This is a genomic window from Antribacter soli (genome assembly GCF_021568775.1).
Lineage (GTDB): Bacteria > Actinomycetota > Actinomycetes > Actinomycetales > Cellulomonadaceae > Antribacter > Antribacter soli.
Genome location: NZ_JAKGSG010000006.1, coordinates 1 through 22,094 on the forward strand (window position 1 = coordinate 1; position 22,094 = coordinate 22,094).

The window sequence follows — 22,094 nt, forward strand, 5'->3', positions numbered from 1 at the left end:
GTCTGGATGTCGTCGCGCCAGGCTGGATGGGCCTGGCGGGAGGCCGCGAGGAACGAGCGGCCGGATGGTCGCCTGGCGCGACGACATCCCGACTACTTCAGCACGTGGGTCCGCAGTCTGGTTGGGTCAGCAGGCGCCCAGGTCCTGCCACGGGCCCCACGGCGAGGTGCCCGGCTCCTGGTTGCGGCTGTACCACTTCGCCTGCCACAGGTGACCGGCGTGCACCACGGTCTCGCCACCGCGGTACACCCACGACCGGGTCCACTCGAGGTACGTGCCGGACGCGCAGGTCACGGACGCGCCGACCTCGGCCCACGCGCCCCACGGGGAGGCACCCGGGACCTGGTTCCGCGTCCACCACAGCGCGGTGTAGACGCTCCCGTCGTACGTGACCTGGTCGCCCGCCGTGTACACGGCCTTGCGGTCCCACTCGGGGACGGGCGGGGCCGCGACGGTCACGGGCAGGCTGACCAGCGTGCCGCTCGGGTCGGCGTCGACGTACAGCGTGTACGCGCCCGCCGCGGTCCCCTCCGGGACGACGGCGGACACCGCCGCCGCGCCGCCGGACGCCGGGAAGGAGCCCAGCGCCACGCCGTCGGCCACGGAGCCGCCGGCCGGGGCGAGGAACGCCGCGACCGAGGTGTTCGCCGGGGCGCCCAGTGACGTGAGGTCGAGGCCGGAGACCGCCACCGAGAGGCTCTCGCCGGCGGTGACGGTGCCGGGAAGCTCGTCCACGACGGCCCGCGTGCGGGCGAACGACGGCGTGATCGGCGAGTTGTCCTGCAGGTAGTCGATCCAGGCCTCGCGGTCGACGAGGCCCGAGTCACGGGCGTCCGTGCCTGCCGTGAACGCGCGGAAGTTGTCGCCACCGGAGATCAGGAAGGAGAACGTCGCGACGCGGTACTCCGCCGTCGGGTCCACCGGCACGCCGTCGATCGTGATCGACGTGACGTTGTCGCCCGGCGTGGCCAGCCGGTCCGCGGTACGGACCGTGTAGGACACGTTGTCCGACAGGCCGAGCGCCAGGTACGGGCGCGAGGGGCGGTTGCCCGCCGCGTCCGTCTGCCACTGCTGCTCCAGCAGCTCGTCGAGCTGGGCGCCCGTGAGCGTGGTGGTCCACAGGTTGTTCACGAACGGCAGCACCGCGTTCGCCTCGGCGTACGTGATGACGCCGTCCGCCCCGAAGTACAGCTCGTTGCGCAGGCCACCCGGGTTGACGACGCCGATGTCGGCGCCGCCGCGGGCTTCGTCGGCGAGCGTGTCGCGGAGCGAGCTCGCGACCAGGTTGCCGAGCGCCGACTCGGAGGCGCGGTCGTCACGCCCCCCGCCGCTCCACACGCCGTCGACGTACGAGCCGCCGGCGAAGGCGGTCGTGACGTCGGCCGTGACCTTGCCGACCGGGTGGGCGCCGATGACGGCCGCCTGGGCCAGCGCGGCGTCGACGATCGTCTTGACCTCGGCGACGCGCGGGTAGGTGGCGACCAGGGTCGCGTCCGCGGTCGTGGTGCGGGCCACGTTCGCGACCGTGTAGTCGAGCACCTCGAACGTCTGCGGGTCGACGGTCAGCGAGATGTGACCGAGGAACTCGCCGTAATTGCCCGTCTGGATGATCGGGCGGGTCGCTCCCTCGACACCGGGGAGCGGGGCGTCCCACGCGTACTGCTTGTGGGTGTGGCCGGTGAGGATGGCTGCCACGCGCGGGTCGGTCTCGGTGACGAGCCGGGCGAACGGGCCGCCGGCCGCGATCTCCTCCTCGATCGTGGAGCCGTCGGGCGTGCCGGCGCTCGCGCCGTCGTGCGCCAGGGCGACCACCAGGTCGGCCTCGCCGTTGGCCGGGTCGCCGTCGAGCAGCTCACCCGTCACGCGGTTGAGCGCCGCGACCGGGTCGCCGAACGCCAGCCCCGCCACGCCGGACGGCGTGACGAGGGTGGGCGTCTCCTCGGTGACGACGCCGACGAAACCGATCCGGACACCGTCGGCCTCGACCACCTCGTAGCCCGGCAGGGCCGGCTCACCGGTGGCCGCGAGGTACACGTTCGCGCCGAGATGGTCGAAGTCGGTGCTCTCCTCGACACGGCCCGTGAGGTCCGCGAAGCCCTGGTCGAACTCGTGGTTGCCCACCGCGGACGTGGCCAGGTCGAGCGCGTCCAGCACGTCGAGCGTCGGGGTGTCCTGCTGCAACGCGGAGGCGAACAGCGAGGCACCGATGTTGTCACCGGCCGACACGAAGACCGTGCCCTCGGGGTTCTGCGCCCGGATGCCCTCAACCGTCCCGGCGAACTTCACCGTGTTGGCGTCGATCCGCCCGTGGAAGTCGTTGATGTTCACGACGTCGATGTCGACCGGGTCCGGCACCAGGTCGAGCCCGACGACCGCCGGGTTGTGGTCGGACGACCGGAACGGGCTCTCGTCGTAGAACAGCGTGCCGTGGTAGTTGTACCGGCTGTACTCCAGCGCGATGGACTCCTCGGCGTTGATCTCCCACACGTCCGCGCCGGTGGCCAGCTCGAGGGCCGCGCCGTTGAGGAGCACGTGGTCGAGCGAGCCGGACAGGCCGCTGAAGGAGTAGGAGTGCTGGCCCGCGGCCAGGGTCGACTCGGCGTCGGTGTAGCCCACGTCGTAGAGGACCTGCAGCGGGTCCTCCTTCGTGTAGGCGTTGAAGTCGCCGACGAGCGCGACCGGCTGGCCCGGCTCCGTCACGGAGGCGACCCAGTCCCGCAGCGCGGTGGCCTGGCGGACGCGAGACTCGTTGGACGCGCCCTGGCCGTCGCCCGCGTCGGCGTCGCCGGGCCACGGACCGGCCGAGCCCTTCGACTTGAAGTGGTTGACCGAGACGAAGACGGTCGCGCCACCGCCCACGGGGGCGAAGGCCTGGCCCAGGGGCTCACGTGCGTTGTCGAACGCGCCGCCCGCGGAGCTCTGCGTCCCGAGCGCGCGAGACTCGCCGACCCGCTCGACGGCGGCCGGCTGGTAGATGATCGCGTTGGTGATGACGTCCATCTCCGAGGCGGCGGGCAGCTCGGCCGACGACGGCACGTACGCCCACTTCTCGGAGCCCGCGGCGGCGTTGAGGGCCGCGACGAGCGTGGCCGTGGCCTCGTCCGCCACGCCGTCCACCTTGACCGAGTTCTCGATCTCGAGGAGGCCGACCACGTCGGCGTCGAGCGCGTTGATCGCGGCGACGATCTTGGCCTGCTGACGTGCCAGGTCCTCGGCCTCGTAGGCGCCGCGCGGGCCGGAGCCCGGGCAGGAGTTGACCGTGACCGGGTCGCCGGTGCGGTCGTTGAACGAGGTGCAGCCGGTGACCTGCTCACCCAGCGTGGTGAAGTAGTTCAGCACGTTGAACGAGGCGACGGAGACGTCACCGCCCACCGCCTCGGGGGCGGCCGTGCGGTCGTTCTCGAAGGCCGCCGGAGCGGCGCCGCCGGCCGTCACCTGACGCGTCGGGTTCAGCTTCCACGCGTTGTTGCGGTAGTCGACGATCACCGGCTCCGTGAAGTCCACCGACGCGCCCACGCGGACCGGGCTGCTCAGGGAGACGTACGGCGGCGTGAGGCCGGAGTTGGCGGCCGACAGGTAGTTCACCGACGCGCCGTCGTCGAGGGTCACCGCACGGGCGGTGTTCTCGGCGGCCTGGGCCGCGGCCTCCGGCGTGCTCGGGCGGGCCACGTCGGTCGGCTGGAGCAGCGGGCCGTCGCCGAAGGCGAGACCGACCTCGGCGTACTGGTTCGTGCTGAAGGTGTTGGAGACGGTCCAGTCGTCGCCGGCGTCGTACAGCATCGACTCGAGCGACTCGCGGACGGCGCCCGTGGCGGGCCACGGCAGCACGGCCGGGGTGACGGAGCCGGTGCCCACGACCTGCAGGCCCGCGGTGCTCGTCACCGTGATCTCGGTGAGCCCGCTGAACTCGCTCACGGCACCGGTGACGCGCACCAGGTCGCCCACGGCGACCAGGTCGTCGGTCGAGGACGAGAAGACGAAGACGGCGTCCGACGCCGTGTGCGTCGCCGGGTCGATCGCGCCGCCGGTGCCGGCCGTCTGGATGACGTAGCCGTTGATGCCGCCCGACGGGTACGCGGCCGTGACCACGCCCTCGGCGGTGACGGTCTGCCCCACCAGCGGGGAGGCGGCACCCGTGCCCTGGATGTCGGCGATCGGCGTGACGCCGGCCGGCTCGGTCGGGCTCGGGGTCGGCGTGGGCGTCGGGGTGGGGGTCGGCGTCGGGGTGGGCGTCGGCGTCGGCTCCGAGCCGCCGTCACCGGCGTTGGCCGGGGTGGGCGCGCCCGCCGTGAAGTCGGCGGCGTTGTCGGCCGTGTTGGTGTGCGCGGCGTCGCGCGAGACCGACGTGGCGTTCGTGGTCGCGGGGGCCGGCGCCGAGCCGGCGTACGAGCTCGCCGTGGCGCCCCAGCCCACCAGGTCCACGACTGCGGGGTCCGTGGCGCAGGCGAGACCCGCGCAGCCGAGCCGGGTCGTCGAGCTGACCAGGGCCACCTTGGCACCCGTGCCCGACATCGCGATGGTGCCCGTGGCGTCCGGCGTCGGGAGCGAAGGCAGCGCCGTGTTGGAGCCGAGGGCCTGAGCGACGAGGAAGGAGCCGCCGGGCGCGACCGTACCGGTGAGGTTGGTCTGCGAGCCGTTCGCCCATGTGCCCGTGGCGGAGGCGTACTGGAGCGACCAGCCGTCCAGGGACAGCGGAGCGTCCGTCGGGTTGTACAGCTCGACGAAGTCCTGGTTGAAGGCCGCACCGCTGTTGCCGCCGCCGCCGTACACCTCGTTGATCACAAGGGGGGAGCCGGGTGACGGAGCGGCGTCCGCCGGCAGCGCGAGCACCAGCGTCGCGGGCAGGGCGAGCGACGCGGACAGGGCCGCTGAGACGGCCCGCCCTTGTCGCGAGGATCGGAGCGTGCTGGGTGTCACGCTGACTCCTTCTTCAGTAAGGGAGAGTAGGGGCCGGTCAGAGGCGGCACCAACCAACCACAGCGCTGTGAACCGCTGGTTACGGGCGGGACACCATCCCGGAAACGCTGTTTCTTCGACGTCGCCGGAACGAGTCAAGCTCCGCCCGCCGGAGCACCACGGCGGGGTGTGAGCCCGAGGGTATCGGCGGCCACCGACACGCACGGACCAACACGCGGGTGAAGAACGCGCGGCGGCGCCGACGCACCCCGCACCGGGCGCGCGGCGGCGCGTCACCGCTCCCGGGCCGCCTGCAGTGGCAGCAGTCCCGACAGGTCCGCGCGCTCCCCCGACGCCCGGACCCGCCCGTCGTCGACGGCGTCGGCCCAGGCCACCCGGCCGGTCACGAGTCCGAGCCACGTCTCGGGGTCCGTCTCCACCACGTTGGGCGGCGTCCCCCGGGTGTGCCGGGGTCCCTCGACGGCCTGCACGGCGCCGGCCGGCGGGACCCGCACCTCCACGGACGAGCCGGGAGCCACGTCCGCGAGCTCCTCGAGCGTGAAGCGGACGGCGGTCGTCAGGTCGGTGCGGGTCGCCTCCCCCCGCGACCACGCACCCAGGGCGAGGCGACCTACGGGGGGAGGAGTCCGGCGTCGGGCAGGCACGGCAAGAGCCTAGGCGCGCTCCCCGGCGAGCTCCGCCCGGACCTCGTCCCGGAGCCTGCCGTGCCGCGCCGGGTCCGGCGCCGCTGCGAGCAGCGTCTTCGTGTAGGCGTGCTGGGGATCGAGGATGACCTGGTCGGACGGCCCCCGCTCCACCACCTGGCCCCGGTACATCACGAGGATCTCGTCGCTGAAGTGGCGGGCCGTCGCGAGGTCGTGGGTGATGTACAGGACGCCGAGGTTCTCCTCCCGCTGCAGGCATGCCAGGAGGTTGAGCACCCCCAGCCGGATCGAGACGTCCAGCATCGAGACGGGCTCGTCGGCCACGAGGAACCGGGCGCCGGGCGCCAGGGCGCGCGCGATCGCGACGCGCTGGCGCTGGCCGCCCGACATCTCGTGCGGCCGCTTCGCCGCATAGACGTCGGCGGGTGTGAGGGACACGCGCTCGAGGAGGCCGGCGACCTGCTCGGCCACGGCCCCGCGCCCGCGCGCCACACCGTGCAGCTCGAGCGGTCGCTCCAGGTGGTGCGCCACCGTGTGGAACGGGTTGAGCGAGGCGAAGGGGTCCTGGAAGACCATCTGCACGTCGTGCCGGTACGCACGCATGGCGGTGCGGCTGCCCGACACCGGGCGGCCGTCGAGCAGGATCTCCCCGGACGTCGGGGTCTCGAGCCGCGCGAGCGTGCGGGCCACCGTCGACTTGCCCGACCCGGACTCGCCCACGAGCGCGACGGTCTTTCCCGCCTCCAGCGTGAACGAGACGTCGTCCACCGCGCGCAGCCGCGAGCGCCGGAAGCCGTGGCCCACGCGGAAGTCCTTGACGAGGTTGCGGACCTCGAGCGTTCCCATCAGACGGTCCCTTCGACGGTGATGTCGGCCGTGCTCGGCGATCCGGCCGGGGCACCCGTCCGCACGAAGCCGCCTCGCTCGCCCGTGAGGCTGGGGAACGACTCCAGCAGTCGCTGGGTGTACGCGTGCTGCGGACGCTCGTAGATGTTCTCGGCGGTGTCGAGCTCGACGATCTCGCCGTCGAGCATCACGGCGATCCGGTCGCTGATCTCGAGCAGGAGCGGCAGGTCGTGGGTGATGAACACGACCGCGAACCCGAACTGCTCGCGCAGGCGCATGATCTCGCGCAGGATCTCGCGCTGGACCACGACGTCGAGCGCGGTGGTGGGCTCGTCCATGATCATGACCTGCGGGTTCAGCGCGAGGGCCATGGCGATCATGACGCGCTGGCGCATTCCGCCCGACAGCTGGTGGGCGTAGCTGTCGAGACGCCCCGGGTCCACGCCGACGAGGCGCAGGAGCTCGGCGGCCCGCTCCGCGCGCTCGGCGCGGGGCATCCCGGGCCGGTGCGTCGTGAGGACGTCGTCGATCTGGGCCCGCACGGTGATGACCGGGTTGAGCGAGTTCATCGCGCCCTGGAACACCATGGAGACCTTGTCCCAGCGGAACGCGCGCAGCGCGTCGCCGTCGAGCGCAGCGACGTCCACGTCGCCTCCGACGCGGTCGTGGAACACGACCTCGCCCGACGTCAGGACGGCCGGGGACTTCAGGAGGCGCGTGAGCCCGTAGGCGAACGTGGTCTTGCCGCACCCGGACTCGCCGGCGAGCCCGAGGATCTCGCCTCGGTGCAGGGTGAGCGACACGTCGCGCACCGCGCGGACCACGGGCGTGGTCCGGTACTCGATCGACACGCCCTGGGCGGTCAGCACGGGGGTGGTCATGCGGTCACCTCCGCCTTCGGCTCGGCGGGCTGCACGGGAGCGGCGGCGGGGGCGGCTGCCTCGGGTGCCCGACGCCGGTCGCCCGTCTCCGCGACGACGCGGAGCTTGGGGTTGACCACCTCGTCGATGGAGAAGTTGACGAGCGAGAGGCCGGCGCCGAAGACGGCGATGAGCAGCCCCGGCGGTACGAACCACCACCAGGCGCCCGCGGACATCGCGTTGCCGCCGTACGCTTCCGTGATCATGGTCCCCCAGGTGATGGAGCCGTTGGGGCCGAGCCCGATGAAGGACAGGCCCGCCTCGCCGAGGATCGCGAACACCACGGCGAACAGGAACTGGGCCGCGAGGAGCGGCAGGAGGTTCGGCAGGATCTCGACGAGGAGGATCCGCCAGGTCCGCTCGCCGGCCACCTGCGACGCCTCGACGTAGTCGCGAGACCGCAGGGACCGGGCCTGCGAGCGCAGCACCACCGCGGAGCCGGCCCAGCCGGTGATGCCGAGGATGAAGGCCACGAGCCAGAGGCTGCGGCTCTGCGCGTAGACGGCGATCACCATGACCAGCGGCAGACCGGGGATGACGAGCATGATGTTGGTGACCATGGTGAGGACCTCGTCGGTCCAGCCGCCCGCGTAGCCGGCGAAGATCCCGAAGATCAGCGACAGCGCGATCGCGATGGCGGCGGCGGCGAGGCCCACGAGGAGCGAGCCGCGGGCGCCGTGCGCGAGCTGCGCCAGCACGTCGTAGCCCAGCTTCGTGGTGCCGAGCAGGTGGTCCGCGCTGGGCGGCAGGAACGCGTCGTTCCCGGAGAACCGGGGGTCCTGGACGAGGAACGGCGCCACGACGGCGAACAGCACGATGCCGCCGGTGATGAAGAGCCCCGCGAGGAGCTTCTCGGAGCGAGGGGGAAGGATCCGGTACTCAGCCATTGAGACGCGTCCTCGGGTCGACGAAGCCGTAGACGATGTCCATGAGGAACGTCGCCGCGAGCACGGTGAGGGTGATGACCAGGAACAGGCCCTGCATGAGGGCGAAGTCGTTGCCCTGGACGGCGGTGATCATGAGCTTGCCGAGGCCGGGGTAGGTGAAGACCTGCTCCATGACGATCGCGCCCGTGACCACGAACGCGAGCGAGATGCCGAAGCCCGCGATGGACGGGAGGGCCGCGTTGCGGACGGCGTACCCGATCAGGATCCGGGAGCGCCGCAGGCCCTTGGCCTCGGCAGTGGTGATGTAGTCCTCCGACAGGGTGGACACCATCATGTTGCGCATCCCGAGGAGCCAGCCGCCGAACGACGACAGCACCACGGTCAGCGCCGGCAGGACGCCGTGGTAGATGACCGATCCCACGAACTCCGCGGTGGCCTCAGGTCCGTCGAACGTGAACACGTCGTAGCCGCCGATGCGGGGGAACCACGGGTTGACCACCGCGAAGCCGTAGACGAGCAGCAGCGCCACCCAGAAGTACGGCAGAGACTGCAGCAGCGTGGAGCCGGGGATGATGTGGTCCACCCAGGTGCCGCGCCTCCAGCCGATCCACGCACCCGCCGCGATGCCGAGGACGAACGAGATGACCGTCGCGAGGCCGAGCAGCCCGATCGACCATGGCAGGGCGGCGCTGATGAGCTCCGTCACCGGGGTGGGGAACTTGGTGACCGAGACCCCCAGGTCGCCCCGGAGCAGGCTGCCCCAGTACGCGACGTACTGCTCCCAGGGGGTCTGGTTCGTGTCGGACCCGAGGAGGAGCCGGATGGTGCGCTCGACGCCGGGGGCGACCTCGCCGCTGCGGGCCATCTTGGCCAGCATGATGTCGGCGGGGTCGCCCGGCATGAGCCGGGGGATCAGGAAGTTCAGGGAGATGGCGGCCCACACGGTGATCGCGTAGAAGGCGGCCCGTCGCAGGTAGTACCTCACGTGTCGCTCCCATCCGTCCGCACCGTCGCGGCTCCTCCTCGGGTCCTCGTCATCACTCGACCGGCTCCAGGTTTGCCAGGATGAAGCCGGCGGAGACGGAGCCCCACGACGGCGGGAACGCGTAGAGGTCCTCGTCGGTGGGCCAGCCGGTGAACTCGGTGTCGTTGTAGAACGTCTGCGTCGCGTTGATCACGAGCGGGATGTACGGCAGGTCTCGGGTGATCTCGTGCTGGATCTCCGCGTACGCGTCCATCTTGGTCTGCTCGTCGGACGCGGCCGCGGCCTGCGCGACCGCCGCGTCGACCACGGGGTTCGAGTAGCGCGTGAAGTTCCACTCGCCGGCCTCGAGCTGCGTGTCGACCGGCTGGGTGTACTCGCCCGAGAACCAGTCGCGGTAGATCTGGAACGGGTCGGCCACAGCCGTGCCGATGATGCCGCCCATGATGAGCTGGAAGTTGCCCGACTGGCGCGAGTCGGAGAACTCCTGCCACGTGGCCGTGCTCGCCGTGACCTTGATGCCGGCGGCCGCCACCTGCTCCGCGATCAGCTTCGCGGCGTCGTTGTAGTCCGTCCAGCCCTCGACGGACGTGAGGGTCAGCTCGACCTTGACCCCGTCCTTCTCGTAGACGCCGTCGGCGCCCAGGGTGTAGCCGGCCTCCTCGAGGATCGCCGCAGCGGCCTCCGGGTCGCCGCTCTGCGGGCTCTCCTTCTCGACGTCGGGGGCGATCCACTGGTCGTCCCGGCCGAGGAGCGCGTAGGTGGGCGAGATCGGGGCGGCCAGGCCGACGAACGCCTTGTCGTTGATGGTGCCGCGGTCGATGGCGATGTTGATCGCCTGACGCACCGCCACGTCCGTCTGCGGGCCCTTGCAGCCGAGGTCCGCGTTCGCGCAGGTGTACAGCACGGTCGGGTCCTGCGGCGTGTTCACGTAGCCCGTGGGGCCGCCGGCAGCGGCGACGCCCTCGGGGTCGGGAACGAACATGCCGGTCCAGTCGAGGTCACCCGACTTGAGCAGGTCCTCGGCGGAGGCGTTGGCGTCGATGCCGAGGTATCGCACCTTCGCGACCGCCGGCTTGCCCTCCTGCCAGTAGTTCTCGTTGGCGACGAGCGTGTAGGACGCCTCGGAGACGGTGTCGACGGTGTAGGGGCCGGTGCCCACGGGCGCCTCGTTGGCCCAGGTGGTGGCCTCCTCGACCGACTTCTCGGCCCAGACGTGCTCGGGCAGCATCCACGCGCCGCCGAGGATCGCGGCCTCGTTGGTGAACTGCGGCGAGTCATACGTGACGACGACGGTGGTGTCGTCGCTCGCCTCGGCGGAGACGAGGTTCGCCGACCTGCCGACCTCGTTCGTCAGCGAGTAGATGACGTCGTCGACGGTGAAGTCCTCGCCGTCGCTCCACTGGACGCCCTCACGGATCGTGATCGTGAGGACGGTGCCGTCCTCGTTCCAGGCGAACGACTCGCCGAGCATCGGCACGGGGTCGCCGCCGCCGGCCTTGTTGTAGAAGAAGAGCGTCTCGTAGACCGGGCCGAGCGCGCCGTGCAGCACGGTGGGCGCGTAGGGGTTGAAGTTCGCGGTGATGGGGGTCTGGCTGCCGGCCCACACGTTCAGCGTGGTGTCGACGGGTCCCTCGTCGGACTCCGCAGGGCCGGAACAGCCGGCGGCCAGAAGCGTGACAGTGGTGAGCGCGGCGGCAAGGAGCATCCCCCTGCGGGCACGTGGTCGGGTCATGTCGTTCCTCTCGCGTCGGCGGCGCGACGGCGTCGCGCGGTTCCACCGTTCGTACGGAAGGAGACCTAACTAAAGATTGGCGACGAGCGGGAGGGGGTATGTCGTTGGAAAACGTTATAGTTACGGAATTGAGATATGAGTGACCTGCATCACGAGATGCCGGATCGCTCCTGGTCCGCGGAAACTCGCCCGCTCGAGACGGGGTCTCGCCCGGCGACGCGCTCGCTCACGAGGCCGAGCTACGGCTCGTGATCGAGCACGGCCGGCTCGCTCAAGGCTGGTGAAGCCATCACCAGTGGAAAGAAGCGGGCAGCTCGCCCGGGTCCTCCAGCGGCATGTCGAAGGACGCCAGCGGCATCTCGCCGGACGGGTGCACCGGCGGCAGGCCCGGCACAGTTCCCGGGTGGACGGGCGCCGCGAACGCCGCCTGCGGCGCGATCCCGGGGGGCGTGATCCCGAGCGCAGCAATCCCGGGCGGCGTGGCCGGCGGCGCCGGCAGCACCGTCCCGGGCGGGAGCACTCCACGCCCCGGACCGCCCGCCAGGGGAACCTGGTCGCCCGGGGCGACCCGGACGTCGTCGGGCACCGGGACCTCCCGGGCGGGTGCCGCAGGACGTCCGCCGAGGAGGCTGAAGAGGACCTTCCGGTCCGCGACGGACACCTCGTACAGCTTGACCCGGACCTCCTCGCCGAGCGGGAGGATCGGCCCCTCGACCCGTGCGCGGACGGCCGGGTCCCGCAGGACGACCTGGCCGCGCTCGTTGGTAACGGACGCCCCGGGTTCGTGCGTGTGAGTGGCGCGCGGCTCGTCGACGTCGACGACGAAGCCCTCGAACTCCTCGCCCTCGCGGCCCGTCAGGAGCGCCGCCTCGACGATGTCGATGCACGCGCGCTCGAAGCCGGACGTGCGGCGGCCGCCCTCGGCCATCCTCCTGGGCAGGTCCGCGAGCGCCGTCAGGACCCACTCCGGGACGGACTTCCCGGCGGCGACGGCGAGGCACACCTCGGTGCCGTAGCGGTCGACGAGGCGGCGCAGCGGCGCCGTCACGTGGGCGTAGTCCGCGGCGATGGCGGCGTGCCGCGACTGCTTGGGCACCGGCACGGGCGTGCCGTCCGGGCCGGGCATGCCGAACGGCGCGTAGGTCGCACCCCGGAACAGCGAGGTGGCCTCGTTGAGGAACGCGGCGTGCTCCGGGAGGCGTGACTCCAGGGTGGGCACGAGCGCGGAGTACGGGACCCCCTCGGGCCACGCGATGTCGAGAGCCGCGGCGGTGCGGCGCAGGCGGGCGAGGTCGCGCGGGTCCGCGTCGGGCAGGGTGCGCAGGATCCCCACGCCCGCCTCCTGCATGAGGCGCGCGGCCGCCATGCCCGTGAGCAGGGAGATCTGGGCGTTCCAGCTCTCGACAGGGAGCGTGCGGCGGAACGTCAGCGCGAACGAGCCGTCCTCCCCCTGCTCGACCTGCTGCTCCGGCACGTCGAGCGACACCCCGCCCCGCTCGCGCTCGAGCGACTGCCGCAGCCGGCCGACGTCCGCGAGGAGCTGGAGCGACTCGGCCGCGGTGCCGTCGTCGAGGCTCGCCTGAGCCTGGTCGTAGGTGAGGCGGGCGCGGCTGCGGACCAGGGCGCGGGCCACAGTCGTGGACGTGACCTCACCGTGCGCGTCCAGGCCGATCGTCCACAGGACCGCGGGGCGGTCCTCGTCCGGGAGCAGGCTGGCCGCGCCCTCCGAGAGCGCCACCGGGTGCAGGGGCGTGCGTGCGTCGGGGCCGTAGACGGTCTGGACGCGGGCGTTCACCTCGGCGTCGAGGGCACCGCCCGGCGTCACGAACGCGGCGAGGTCGGCGATCGCGTACCGGACGATGTACCCGTCGCCCGAGTGCGCGACGTGCACGGCCTGGTCCAGGTCCATCGACCCCGGCGGGTCGATCGTCACGAGCTCGACGTCGCGGCGGTCCTGCCGGTCGGCGGTCACGTCCCGCTCGGCGGCCTCGCGGGCCTCGTCGAGCACCTCGGGCGGGAACATGGCCGGCAGGCCGACCTCCGTGCGCAGCGCGGCGAGGGCTCCCACTACCTCGTCAGGCAGCGCGCGAGGGGTGGCGGGCGCGAGGCGCATCTGACGTGTCGGCACGGGACCGAACATAGAACGGATGGCCCCGATTCGCCCGCGCTGCCGTGCGCTGCGTCCGGTGACACGCTGCGCGCAGGGCTCAGGGCTACGCGACGCCGCTCACCAGGACCAGCCGCGAGAGCTGAGCTCGAGCTCCTCCCGCAGCCGCTCGTCGGCGGCGGCCCGCTCGTCGGCGCGCAGGGGCGCCGCCTGCGTCGGCAGGCCGGCGAGGCGGCAGGCCTCGCGCAGCAGCGCGTCGTACGCGCCCTGCGCGGCGAGCCAGTGGTGGGCCCTGGCGTACACGCCGGGGTCCTCCTCGATGCGACGCAGCTCGGCCGCGAGCTCGCCGAGCCGGATCTGCAGGCGCAGCGTGACCAGCGGGTCGGGCACTCGCGCCGGCCGCGTGAGGAAGGTCCAGCTCATGACGTGTCACCGCCGCGTCGTCATCGGCAGAACGGGTCATCTCCAGCGTAGATCTTGGGGGCCCGTAAGGGCCATGTCTCAGGCGGCCGACGCCGGAGGCACGCTCCCGCGCCCGGGGCGAGCGACCGGCGTCGTGCCGCTCAGGAGACGCCGACAGTCGCGAGCACCGCCCGGTGGTCCGTCCCCGGGACCGTCACGGTCACCACGTCGGAGACCTGCATCGACCGCTCCACGACGACGTGGTCGAGCGCGAACAGCGGCAGCGGTGGGAGCTGTCTGCCGACGGGCCAGGTGACGGTCGGGCCCGTGCCCCACGCGCGCGTCGCGTCCTGGAAGCGGTCGCCCAGGACGGCGCGGAACGACGCATGGTCGTAGGTGGCGTTGAAGTCGCCCAGGAGGATCTGCGGCGTCTCTTCCGCGTGGGCGCTGTCGCCGACGGCCGCGAGCTCGCTGTGCCACTGCCCGGTGTTGCCCGGCAGCGGCGGCACCGGGTGCACGACCGTGACGCGGACGTCCGTCCCGCCCGCGTCCACGAGCGCCGACGGCATGGCGAACGCCGTGCCCGGAACCTGATCGACCTCGCGCAGCTCGGTGGACGCCCACAGGCCGGTGCCGGCCGCGGGCTCGTCGAGCCGGTCGGTCACGTTGTACGGCAGGAGCTCGTCCAGGCCCGCCTCGGCGAGCCGGTCGCGCAGCTCGGGGGTGAGCTCCTGGACGGCGAGCACCTCCACGTGCTCGTTGCGCACCACGGCCACCACGGAGTCCGCGTCGACCCTGCCGTAGAGCGCGTTCACCGTCAGGACGCGCAGGGTCCCGGGGTCCTCCGGGTCGAGGTCGGCGGCCACGCTGGTCGACGGCCACCAGAACGGCGACACCCAGAACGCGAAGGTGCCGAGCGCCACGATGAGCAGCACCACGAGGAAGCGTCGCCCGGTGATGGCGGCCAGCAGGAGCACCGGGACGGTGGCGAGCGCCGCCCACGGCACGAGCCCCACCACCTGCGGCAACGGCAGGAACTCGTCGGTCGGCAGGGCCCGGGCCACGCCCACCCCGAGGACCGGGAGGGCGACGAGCCAGGTCAGGACAACGGCAAGGCGCCGGGCGGCAGTCACCCCGAAACCGTAGCGGCCTTCGCCACCTGGTCTCGACCTCGTGCCTGCGCCCGGCCCCGGGCCGACGCCGTCAGAGCACCGCGCAGGTCGAGCCCCAGTCGGAGTGCCCGATCGTGACCTGCTTCCAGATGTGTGCGGAGTACCCGCCGTTCTGGGTCTGCGTCTTGGAGGTGGAGCGGGTCTGGCCGCTGCTCCACGTCGAGCTCGGGCCGGTGTGCCAGATACCGCCGGTCGGGCAGCCCGAGGACGAGGTGCTGATCTGGTAGATGCGGAGGAAGCCCGTCACGCTGCCCGAGCCGCGGTACTCCCAGGATGTCGTGATCAGACCGGAACCCTTGTAGATGCAGATCGTGCCCGGTCCGGTTGTCGTGGCGCACTGCGTCCCGGACGGGAGGCTCAGCACGCTGATCCCGTCCGCCGTCGTCGCTCGCTGCGCCTCCGGCTTCGTGGCCGGCGCCATGGCGGGCGAGCCGGAGCAGTCCTCCGTGGTGTCCACGCGCGTGGTGACCAGGTCGGCCGGCGCCCCCATCGCGCGGTTGTAGGCGACGTCCACCTCGTCGACGATCTCGACGCCCGTCAGGACGCAGCCGCGCGCGGCCGCCGCCGCAGCCCAGTCGGTGCTCGCCGCCTTCTGCCGGTCGGCGGCCGCCCAGGCCTGCCACACACCGTCGGGGCTGCCCGCAACGGGCACTCCGGGCACGGGCTCGACCTCGTACCTCGCCGTGCCGTCCCCGCGTGCCGCAGACGTCCCTGCGGTCGCCGTCGCGCCGGCCACGGCGACGAGCCCGCACGCTCCCACCAGCGCAGCGGCGAGCCGCAGTACCGATCTTCCCGTCAGTCTTCGAGTCATCGTCGATCCTCCCCGGTCGATCTGATCCCCTTTGGGTGGATCCAAGGTACCGAACGAACCGGACAATGAGACGTTCGTGGTGTAGTTCAGGTGCAGGTGGCGGCAATGTACGCGCAGGAGAACAAAGGAGAAGCGGGCTTGGACCAGGGTGACGCCGCTGACCGGCTGACCCGGTTGTGGGTGGCGAACCACGAGGACGTCACGCGGTTCGTCGCGCGCCGGCTCGACTCCGCGCTCGTCGACGACGCGGTGTCCGAGACGTTCCTCGTGGCGTGGCGGCGGCTCGAGGACGTGCCCGACGACGCACGGCCGTGGCTGTTCGGCGTCGCGCGCAACGTCGTGGCGACCAGGACCCGCAGCGAGGGACGCTGGCGGGCCCTGGGCGTTCGGATGGCTCGGCAGCCCGTCGAGGTGAGCCCGTCGGCGGACGACGTCGCCATCGACCGGCTGGAGCTCGAGGACGCCTGGCTCCGGCTCACGGCAGGCGAGCGCGAGGTGATCGCCCTCGTGGCCTGGGACGGGCTGACGACGGAGCAGGCGGCCCGGGTCCTCGGGCTGCGCCCGTCCACGTTCTCCGTGCGCCTGACCCGCGCGCGACGGCACCTGGTCGAGGTGCTCGACGCGATGGCGCACCGCCAACCCGTACCGAGCCGCAAGGTTTGAGGAGACGACTGTGCACTCTCCCGTGATGAAGGCAGTCGCCGAGCTCGACCCGGCGCGAGGACTTCGCTCGCCCGGCACGCCGCACGACGCGGCCCTGGAGGCCATCCTCCACACCCGGCGCCGGGTACCGCTCCACACGCGGGCGGCTCGGCCGGCGCTGGTGTCGGCCGGCCTCGCCGTCGCGGCGGGGGTGGCGATCGTCGTGGCGTCGCCGTGGAGCACGCCGACGGCGTTCGCCACCTGGACGCGCGTGCCGTCCCAGGTGACCTCCGCACTGCCCGCCGGCCTCGCCGGCGAGTGCGCGCCCGTCACGCGGTGGGTCGACGACGACGCACCCGGCCTGCCGATCGTCGAGGTGCCCGTGCGGCCCGTCCTGACCGAGGTGCGCGGCGACTACACGTACGTGGTCCAGGCCGGCGAGGACGCCTGGAGCGAGTGCCTGGCCACGGTCGGCGCGGCGCCGGGTGCCTGGGACGTCGTCGAGAACGCGGCGCGGCTGCCGGAGCCGCTCGACGAGGACCTTCCGGCCGCCGACGACGTCCTCACGTACCAGCTCGGCACGACGTCGTGGACCTCCGGCGCGGCCGGTGCGGGCGCCCTGACCTCAGCGTTCGGCCGGGCAGGCTCCGACGTCACCGCGATCGAGGTGATCCTCGAGGACGGAGCGACAGCGCAGGCGTCCGTCGACGGCGGCTGGTGGGCGGTCTGGGCGCCCGGCGCCGAGGCCCTCACCGGGGAGGCCAGGCTCACGTTGCGGGACGGGAGCCGGCGGGACGTCACGCTGGAGGTGCGGACGACGCACTGACGCCCGGCGCGGTGCACCCGGGCGCGCGGTCCGGCGTCGGACAGCGTCAGGATTCGCGGCCGGCGAGGCCGTGCAGGAAGAACGCCGTGAGGGTGTCGACGACGTCGTCGTCGGACACGTCCGGACCGCTCGGGCCCGCCGTGAGCAGCGCGTAGCCGAGCATGCTCATGGCGCCGCCCATCGCCGCGGCCACGAGGGCCGGGTCACCTGGTAGTTCGCGGCCGTTCTCGCGGGCCCGCTCGAGGTGCTCGCGCAGCGGCTCGGTGTCGGCGGCCAGGCGCTGCCAGGCCCGCCCGGTGCCAGGCTGCTCCGCCATCGTCTGCTGGAGGAGCGCCACCACGACGGGCAGATGATCGCGGAAGACCTGCCAGGCGACCCGGACGTGGTCGCGCAGGTGGGCAGGGTCGGTGAGGTCGTGCTCGGGCGTGCCCTCCTCGGACCTGAGGTCGCCGGAGGCCTGGTCCTCCATGTCCGCCAGGAGTGCCTGGAGCAGCTCCTCCTTGCTCGCGAAGTGGTCGTAGAAGGAGCCGGTCGCGCGGCCCGCGGCGGCGGTGATGTCCGTGATCTTCGTGTTCAGGTATCCCCGCTCGGCGAAGACCTGGCGCGCGGCATCCTTCAGCGCGGCCCGGGTCCGGTCCGCCCGCTCCTTGCGCACACCCACGCTGACCTCCCTTGACGCCCCATCGTCGCACGCAACATACTGAATCAACATTCGGTGAATTACTATTCGGTGGAGGCGTCCTGTGCGTGCAGTGGTGGTCGGAGGAGGGGTCGGCGGGGCCGCGAGCGCCGTGGCGCTACGCCGGGCGGGCGCCGAGGTGGTGGTCCTCGAGGCGCACGAGGACCCGGCGGGACGGGTCGGCTCGTTCGTGAGCCTCGCCGCGAACGGCCTGAGCGCCCTCGGCGCGCTCGGCTGCGTGGACCGCGTCCGGTCCCGCGGGTTCACCGTCGCCCGTCAGCACCTGCGCTCGGGCAAGGGGCGGCTGCTCGCGGACGTCCCCCGGGGACGACGCGGCGACAGCGCGGAGCACAGCGTGACCCTCCTGCGTGCGGACCTCGTCGCCGAGCTGCGCGGCGCCGCGGCCGAGGCGGGCGCACGCATCGTGACGGGTGAGCGACTGGTCGGGATGACCGGTGGCACCGCCCTGTTCGCGAGCGGGCGCACCGAGGAGGCCGACGTCGTCGTCGGCGCGGACGGCCTGTGGTCCACCGCACGCACCGCGCTCAACCCGGCCCTGGCCGCGCCGCGATACGCCGGGATGTACGTGGTGTGGGGGCGCACGCGCGCCGGCGCGCCGCAGCCCGCCGGTGACCCGACGTTCACGATCACCTTCTGCCGCAACGGGGCCTTCCTGCACGTCACGACGCCGTCCGGCGAGGTCTGGTGGCAGGCGCAGGTCACGAGCCGAACGGCACCGGCGCTCGGCGGCCAGGTCGACGACGAGTGGCGCCGCCGGCTCGGTGACCTCTTCCGGCACGAGCCCGTGCCTGCCGACCTGATCGCGAGCACCGACACGCTGGAGCTCGCCACGCTGCAGCACATGCTGGCGCCCGTCCCCCGCTGGCACGACGGTACGGTCGTCCTGGTCGGGGACGCGATACACCCGGTCGGCGCTGGTCAGGGAGCGTCGATGGCGCTGGAGGACGCGGTCGCGCTCGGGTCTGCGCTGGCCGGCTCCTCAACCGTCCTCCGAGCCCTGCAGGACTACGAGCTGGCGCGTCGGCCGCGGGTGACCGAGATGCTCAAGGCGTCCGACGACAACCGCGAGGCCAAGAGCCGCAGTCGCCTCGCGCTGCGGCTGCAGGAGATCGTGATGCCGCTCGTCGTGCCGCTGGTCTTCGAGCGGGCCACCGGATGGCTCTACGACTACACGCCCCCGGTGCTGCCAGGCGCGGGCCCCGACCCGGCCGTCCACGGTGTCGCGCGGTGATCCACGGGGCCGCTCACGCCAGAGCGGCGACCGGCTCCTTCGTGAGGGTCTCCAGGCGCCGGACCATCCGCAGCACGACCCAGAGCGGGATCGCCCCGAAGACGCCGAACGACATGTCGATGAGGCTCCAGCCCCACGGGATCCCGCGGATCGGCCCGCACACGAGCGCGAGCGGGATGATCCCGGCGCACGCGATCAGCCCGAACTGGATCACCCACACGTTCCGCACCGGGTCGCGGTACGGCCCCCAGAACGCCACGGCGATGACGAGGTGCGCGAACGCGAGCCAGTCCGTCCCGTAGAGCACGAAGGGGTACCGGGCGTCCGTCGCCTCGAGCCCCTCCCGGACCCGGGCGATCCACTCGGTGAGCGAGGGCAGCCAGGCGTCGACGCCCCACGCGCGGAGCAGGTCGTCCGCCCACCGGATCTCGGTGACCAGCGGGAATGCCGTCGCCCCGCTGAGCACCAGGGCCCACGACGAACACGATCAGCCACGCCTTGATGCGGCGCTCCAGCGCGGCGGCCTCGTCAGTCATGCGGGGAGGCTACAGCCGGCGAGGTGGGGGGGGGGGGGGGGCCGCCGGGGGGGGGGGGGGGGGGGGCGGGGGCCCCGGGGGGGGGGGGGGGGGGGGGGGGGGGGGGGGGGGGGGCGGGCCCCCCCCCCCCCCCCCCCCCCCCCGCCCCCCCCCACAGCGAGGGGCCTCACGCCGGGTCCGGAGAGACGACGATGCCCGACGCCGTCGGGCGCGATCCGTGCGGAAGGCGACCGACCGGCGTCGGGCATCGTCAGGGCGGTTCTCAGGCCTTGGCCGACTCCGTCGCGGTGTCCTCGGCAGCCTCGGAGGCCTGCGCGACGGCGGCCTCGAGGGCCTCCTGTGCGGCGTCGTCCTCGTCCGAGCCGATGAACTCGCTCAGGTCGACGACGCTGCCGTCGGCGTCCTTGACCTCGACCTTGCGCAGCGCGACCGCGAGCGCCTTCGAGCGCGCGACCTCGCCGACCATGGACGGGATCTGACCGTTCTGGTCGAGCGTCGAGATGAACTCGTTCGGGTCCATGCCGTACTGGCGCGACGCGCTCACCAGGTACTCGACGAGCTCGCCCTGGCCGACCTTGATCTCCAGCTTCTCGGCGAGGGTGTCGAGAAGGATCTGGTTCTTGATCGCCTTCGTGGCGTCCACGGTCACCTCGGCGCGGTGCGTGTCGTCCTCGAGGCGGCCCTCGGACTCGAGGTGGCGGTGCACCTCGGCCTCGACCACGCCGTTCGGGACGGGGATCTCGACGGCGCCGATCAGCGCCTCCAGGAGGGCGTCGCGGGCGACGACCGCCTGGTTCGACGTCTTGATGGAGGCCACCTGCGAGCGCAGGTCGTCCTTCAGCTCGTCGAGGGTGTCGAACTCGGAGGCGAGCTGCGCGAAGTCGTCGTCCGCCTCGGGCAGGTCGCGCTGCTTGACCGTCTGGGCGGTGACCGTGACCTCGGCCTCCTGGCCCTCGTGCTCGCCGCCGGCCAGCGGGGCGCGGAAGGTCGTGGTCTCGCCGGCGGACAGGCCGGTCAGAGCCTCGTCCAGACCGTCCAGCATGTTGCCGGAGCCGATCTGGTAGGAGACGCCGGAGACGGAGTCGACCTCCTCGTCGCCGATGAGCGCCTTGAGGTCGATGACGATGTAGTCGCCGTCGACGGCCGGGCGGTCGACGCCGACCAGCGTGCCGAAGCGCTCACGCAGCGCGTCGAGGCGCTCCGCGATGTCCTCGTCCGTCACGCTCGTCGACTCGACGGTCACGTCCAGGCCGTCGAGCTCGGGCAGCTCGATCTCCGGGCGCACCTCGACCTCGGCCGTGAACTTCAGCTGGCCCTCGCCGGCCTTGGCGGGGACCTCGGTCACGTCGACCTCGGGCTGGCCGAGCGGGCGCAGGCTCGCCTCGTTCGCGGCCTGGCGGTAGAAACCGGACAGGGCATCGTTCACCGCGTGCTCGATCACCGCACCCCAGCCGACGCGCTGCTCGATGATGCGCGGGGGGACCTTGCCCTTGCGGAAGCCGGGGACGTTCACCTGCTCCGCGATGTGCTTGTAGGCGTGGTCGATGCTCGGCTTGAGCTCGTCGTAGTCCACCTCGACGGTCAGCTTGACCTTGGTGGGATCCAGGGTCTCGACGGCGCTCTTCACTTCGATGGTCTCCAGAGGACGGGGAATGGGATTGCGTGCAACCGGCGCACGGGCAACCCGTCCATGGTACGCGCGTACCGGTGGATACTCGAACCCGGAGGCTGTGCGCCCGGCGACCGGTCACCAGTCCCAGGTGAAGCCGACGATGGCACGTTCCATGACGGACACGAAGCGCTGCACCGACAGCTCGTCGTCGAGCTCGACGGGCTCCAGCGACGTCGGGTCGCCCTCGAGGTCGTCCCACTCCGCCCACCAGACCTTGCCGGGCACGAGCGCCTGGTCGAACTCGACCTGCATCCGCAGGCTCTCCAGGCGGCCGAACACCGCCCGCCGGTACACCCGCGGCGGCGGCTCCCGGTACCGGAACGACGTGCGGTACTCGACCGACGCGGTCTCCCCCGCCGCGAGCGTCCGCCTCAGGTGGATGTCGACGGCATGGAAGTGGTCGTCCAGCCGGTACAGCGGGCTCAGGGTCCCGCCCCGCAGCACCTCGATCTCGACGTCCGTGGTGTCGAAGCGGTAGCGGACGACGTCGAGCCCGTCGACGAGCGCCTCGACGACCTGGCTCGTGACGTGCTCGCGAGGCCGTCCGTCCGGACCGATGCGGTGCGTCTCGTACACCGTCACCGAGCGATACCGCTCCGGGCCCGAGCCCTCCGGGCTGCCCTTGGGCGCGCGCGCCCGGCCGGCGACCACCCGCGAGCGCGGGACCGCCCCCAGCAGCAGGGCCCACAGGGTCTCGGCCTCGTCCCGACGGAACCCGAACGCGTCCACGAACCAGGTCAGCGTCTGCGGGCTCAGCACCTCCCCGCGCAGCGCGCGGGCCACCCGGTCCTTGAGCGAGTCCTCCGGGATGTCCAGGCCGTCCGCCCAGACCACGGGCGCGAGCACGCGGCACACCGCACGATGGTTGATCTCGTCGCCGCGCAGGCGTGTGGCGCGCGCCTGCCACTGGCGGCGGTACGGCCCCGGCCGGCCGAGCAGCTCGCAGAGGTACCGTGCCGCCTCGCGCGCGTCGTTGGTCACCCCGCCTCCCCGTCCGCCGTCGTGTCGCGGCTCTCCCGCCGCTGTGCGATCGTCCTGCGACATAAGGACCGTAACGTCCATCG

18 protein-coding genes are annotated in these 22,094 nt (G+C 72.5%); 3 read left to right on the forward strand and 15 right to left on the reverse strand.

From position 1 onward, the window contains the following. Positions 1-126: 126 nt before the first annotated feature. The 11 genes from L1785_RS01455 to L1785_RS01505 form a co-directional block, all read right to left on the reverse strand. Positions 127-4,917: an ExeM/NucH family extracellular endonuclease gene (locus L1785_RS01455; protein WP_236087349.1), complete on the reverse strand. Its 4,791-nt coding sequence runs from the start codon at positions 4,915-4,917 to the stop codon at positions 127-129. A 272-nt stretch (positions 4,918-5,189) separates the two neighbouring features. Next, complete coding sequence (locus L1785_RS01460) at positions 5,190-5,561, reverse strand: sterol carrier family protein (RefSeq protein WP_236087351.1); 372 nt, start codon at positions 5,559-5,561, stop codon at positions 5,190-5,192. Positions 5,562-5,570: 9 nt separating this feature from the next. Next, a complete protein-coding gene (locus L1785_RS01465; protein ID WP_236087353.1) occupies positions 5,571-6,407 on the reverse strand; it encodes an ATP-binding cassette domain-containing protein in 837 nt (278 codons plus the stop codon). Continuing rightward, positions 6,407-7,288 (reverse strand): ABC transporter ATP-binding protein, encoded by an 882-nt coding sequence (locus L1785_RS01470; RefSeq protein WP_236087354.1) that lies wholly within the window; start codon positions 7,286-7,288, stop codon positions 6,407-6,409. The genes L1785_RS01465 and L1785_RS01470 overlap by 1 nt, the downstream gene beginning before the upstream one ends. Further along, positions 7,285-8,214: an ABC transporter permease gene (locus L1785_RS01475; protein WP_236087355.1), complete on the reverse strand. Its 930-nt coding sequence runs from the start codon at positions 8,212-8,214 to the stop codon at positions 7,285-7,287. The genes L1785_RS01470 and L1785_RS01475 overlap by 4 nt, the downstream gene beginning before the upstream one ends. Further along, entirely contained in the window at positions 8,207-9,199 is a 993-nt protein-coding gene (locus L1785_RS01480; protein ID WP_236087356.1) for an ABC transporter permease, read from the reverse strand. Before L1785_RS01480 ends, L1785_RS01475 begins: the two co-directional genes overlap by 8 nt. A gap of 52 nt (positions 9,200-9,251) precedes the next feature. Beyond that, a complete protein-coding gene (locus tag L1785_RS01485) occupies positions 9,252-10,931 on the reverse strand; it encodes an ABC transporter substrate-binding protein (RefSeq protein ID WP_236087357.1) in 1,680 nt (559 codons plus the stop codon). Positions 10,932-11,220: 289 nt separating this feature from the next. Beyond that, positions 11,221-13,059, reverse strand: a complete 1,839-nt coding sequence (locus L1785_RS01490; RefSeq protein ID WP_308113225.1) for an RNB domain-containing ribonuclease — start codon at positions 13,057-13,059, stop codon at positions 11,221-11,223. Positions 13,060-13,158: 99 nt separating this feature from the next. After that, positions 13,159-13,461 (reverse strand): hypothetical protein, encoded by a 303-nt coding sequence (locus L1785_RS01495; protein WP_236087358.1) that lies wholly within the window; start codon positions 13,459-13,461, stop codon positions 13,159-13,161. Positions 13,462-13,601: 140 nt separating this feature from the next. Continuing rightward, the gene (locus L1785_RS01500) at positions 13,602-14,573 is read right to left on the reverse strand and encodes an endonuclease/exonuclease/phosphatase family protein (RefSeq protein ID WP_236087359.1); all 972 of its coding nucleotides are present in this window, start codon (positions 14,571-14,573) and stop codon (positions 13,602-13,604) included. Positions 14,574-14,643: 70 nt separating this feature from the next. After that, entirely contained in the window at positions 14,644-15,423 is a 780-nt protein-coding gene (locus L1785_RS01505; protein ID WP_236087360.1) for a hypothetical protein, read from the reverse strand. Between the two features lie 138 nt (positions 15,424-15,561). Between L1785_RS01505 and L1785_RS01510 the strand changes: the two genes are divergently transcribed. Both L1785_RS01510 and L1785_RS01515 read left to right on the forward strand, forming a co-directional pair. Continuing rightward, positions 15,562-16,086, forward strand: coding sequence for an RNA polymerase sigma factor (locus L1785_RS01510; RefSeq protein WP_236087361.1), 525 nt, complete (start codon positions 15,562-15,564; stop codon positions 16,084-16,086). Between the two features lie 25 nt (positions 16,087-16,111). Further along, entirely contained in the window at positions 16,112-16,891 is a 780-nt protein-coding gene (locus L1785_RS01515) for a hypothetical protein (protein WP_236087362.1), read from the forward strand. Between the two features lie 46 nt (positions 16,892-16,937). Here the strand turns inward: L1785_RS01515 and L1785_RS01520 are convergent, their stop codons facing one another. Beyond that, on the reverse strand, positions 16,938-17,552 hold the full coding sequence (locus L1785_RS01520) for a TetR family transcriptional regulator (RefSeq protein WP_236087364.1): 615 nt from the start codon (positions 17,550-17,552) through the stop codon (positions 16,938-16,940). Between the two features lie 82 nt (positions 17,553-17,634). Between L1785_RS01520 and L1785_RS01525 the strand changes: the two genes are divergently transcribed. After that, positions 17,635-18,822 carry an FAD-dependent oxidoreductase gene (locus tag L1785_RS01525; RefSeq protein WP_236087365.1) on the forward strand — a complete coding sequence of 396 codons (1,188 nt, stop codon included), beginning with the start codon at positions 17,635-17,637 and terminating at the stop codon, positions 18,820-18,822. A gap of 13 nt (positions 18,823-18,835) precedes the next feature. Here L1785_RS01525 and L1785_RS01530 read toward each other — a convergent pair whose 3' ends face one another. The 3 genes from L1785_RS01530 to L1785_RS01540 form a co-directional block, all read right to left on the reverse strand. Further along, positions 18,836-19,288 (reverse strand): hypothetical protein, encoded by a 453-nt coding sequence (locus tag L1785_RS01530; RefSeq protein WP_236087366.1) that lies wholly within the window; start codon positions 19,286-19,288, stop codon positions 18,836-18,838. A gap of 332 nt (positions 19,289-19,620) precedes the next feature. After that, positions 19,621-20,985: a trigger factor gene (gene tig / locus L1785_RS01535; protein WP_236087367.1), complete on the reverse strand. Its 1,365-nt coding sequence runs from the start codon at positions 20,983-20,985 to the stop codon at positions 19,621-19,623. A gap of 120 nt (positions 20,986-21,105) precedes the next feature. Then, positions 21,106-22,011: a hypothetical protein gene (locus tag L1785_RS01540; protein ID WP_236087369.1), complete on the reverse strand. Its 906-nt coding sequence runs from the start codon at positions 22,009-22,011 to the stop codon at positions 21,106-21,108. Between the last annotated feature and the right edge of the window lie 83 nt (positions 22,012-22,094).

Excerpts from the sequence above, each read along its gene's own strand:
- L1785_RS01495 (WP_236087358.1), bottom strand. The coding sequence starts at position 13,461 with ATGAGCTGGACCTTCCTCACGCGGCCGGCGCGAGTGCCCGACCCGCTG.
- L1785_RS01475 (WP_236087355.1), bottom strand. The coding sequence starts at position 8,214 with ATGGCTGAGTACCGGATCCTTCCCCCTCGCTCCGAGAAGCTCCTCGCG.
- L1785_RS01465 (WP_236087353.1), bottom strand. The coding sequence starts at position 6,407 with ATGGGAACGCTCGAGGTCCGCAACCTCGTCAAGGACTTCCGCGTGGGC.
- L1785_RS01505 (WP_236087360.1), bottom strand. The coding sequence starts at position 15,423 with ATGACTCGAAGACTGACGGGAAGATCGGTACTGCGGCTCGCCGCTGCG.
- L1785_RS01470 (WP_236087354.1), bottom strand. The coding sequence starts at position 7,288 with ATGACCACCCCCGTGCTGACCGCCCAGGGCGTGTCGATCGAGTACCGG.
- L1785_RS01515 (WP_236087362.1), top strand. The coding sequence starts at position 16,112 with ATGAAGGCAGTCGCCGAGCTCGACCCGGCGCGAGGACTTCGCTCGCCC.
- L1785_RS01485 (WP_236087357.1), bottom strand. The coding sequence starts at position 10,931 with ATGACCCGACCACGTGCCCGCAGGGGGATGCTCCTTGCCGCCGCGCTC.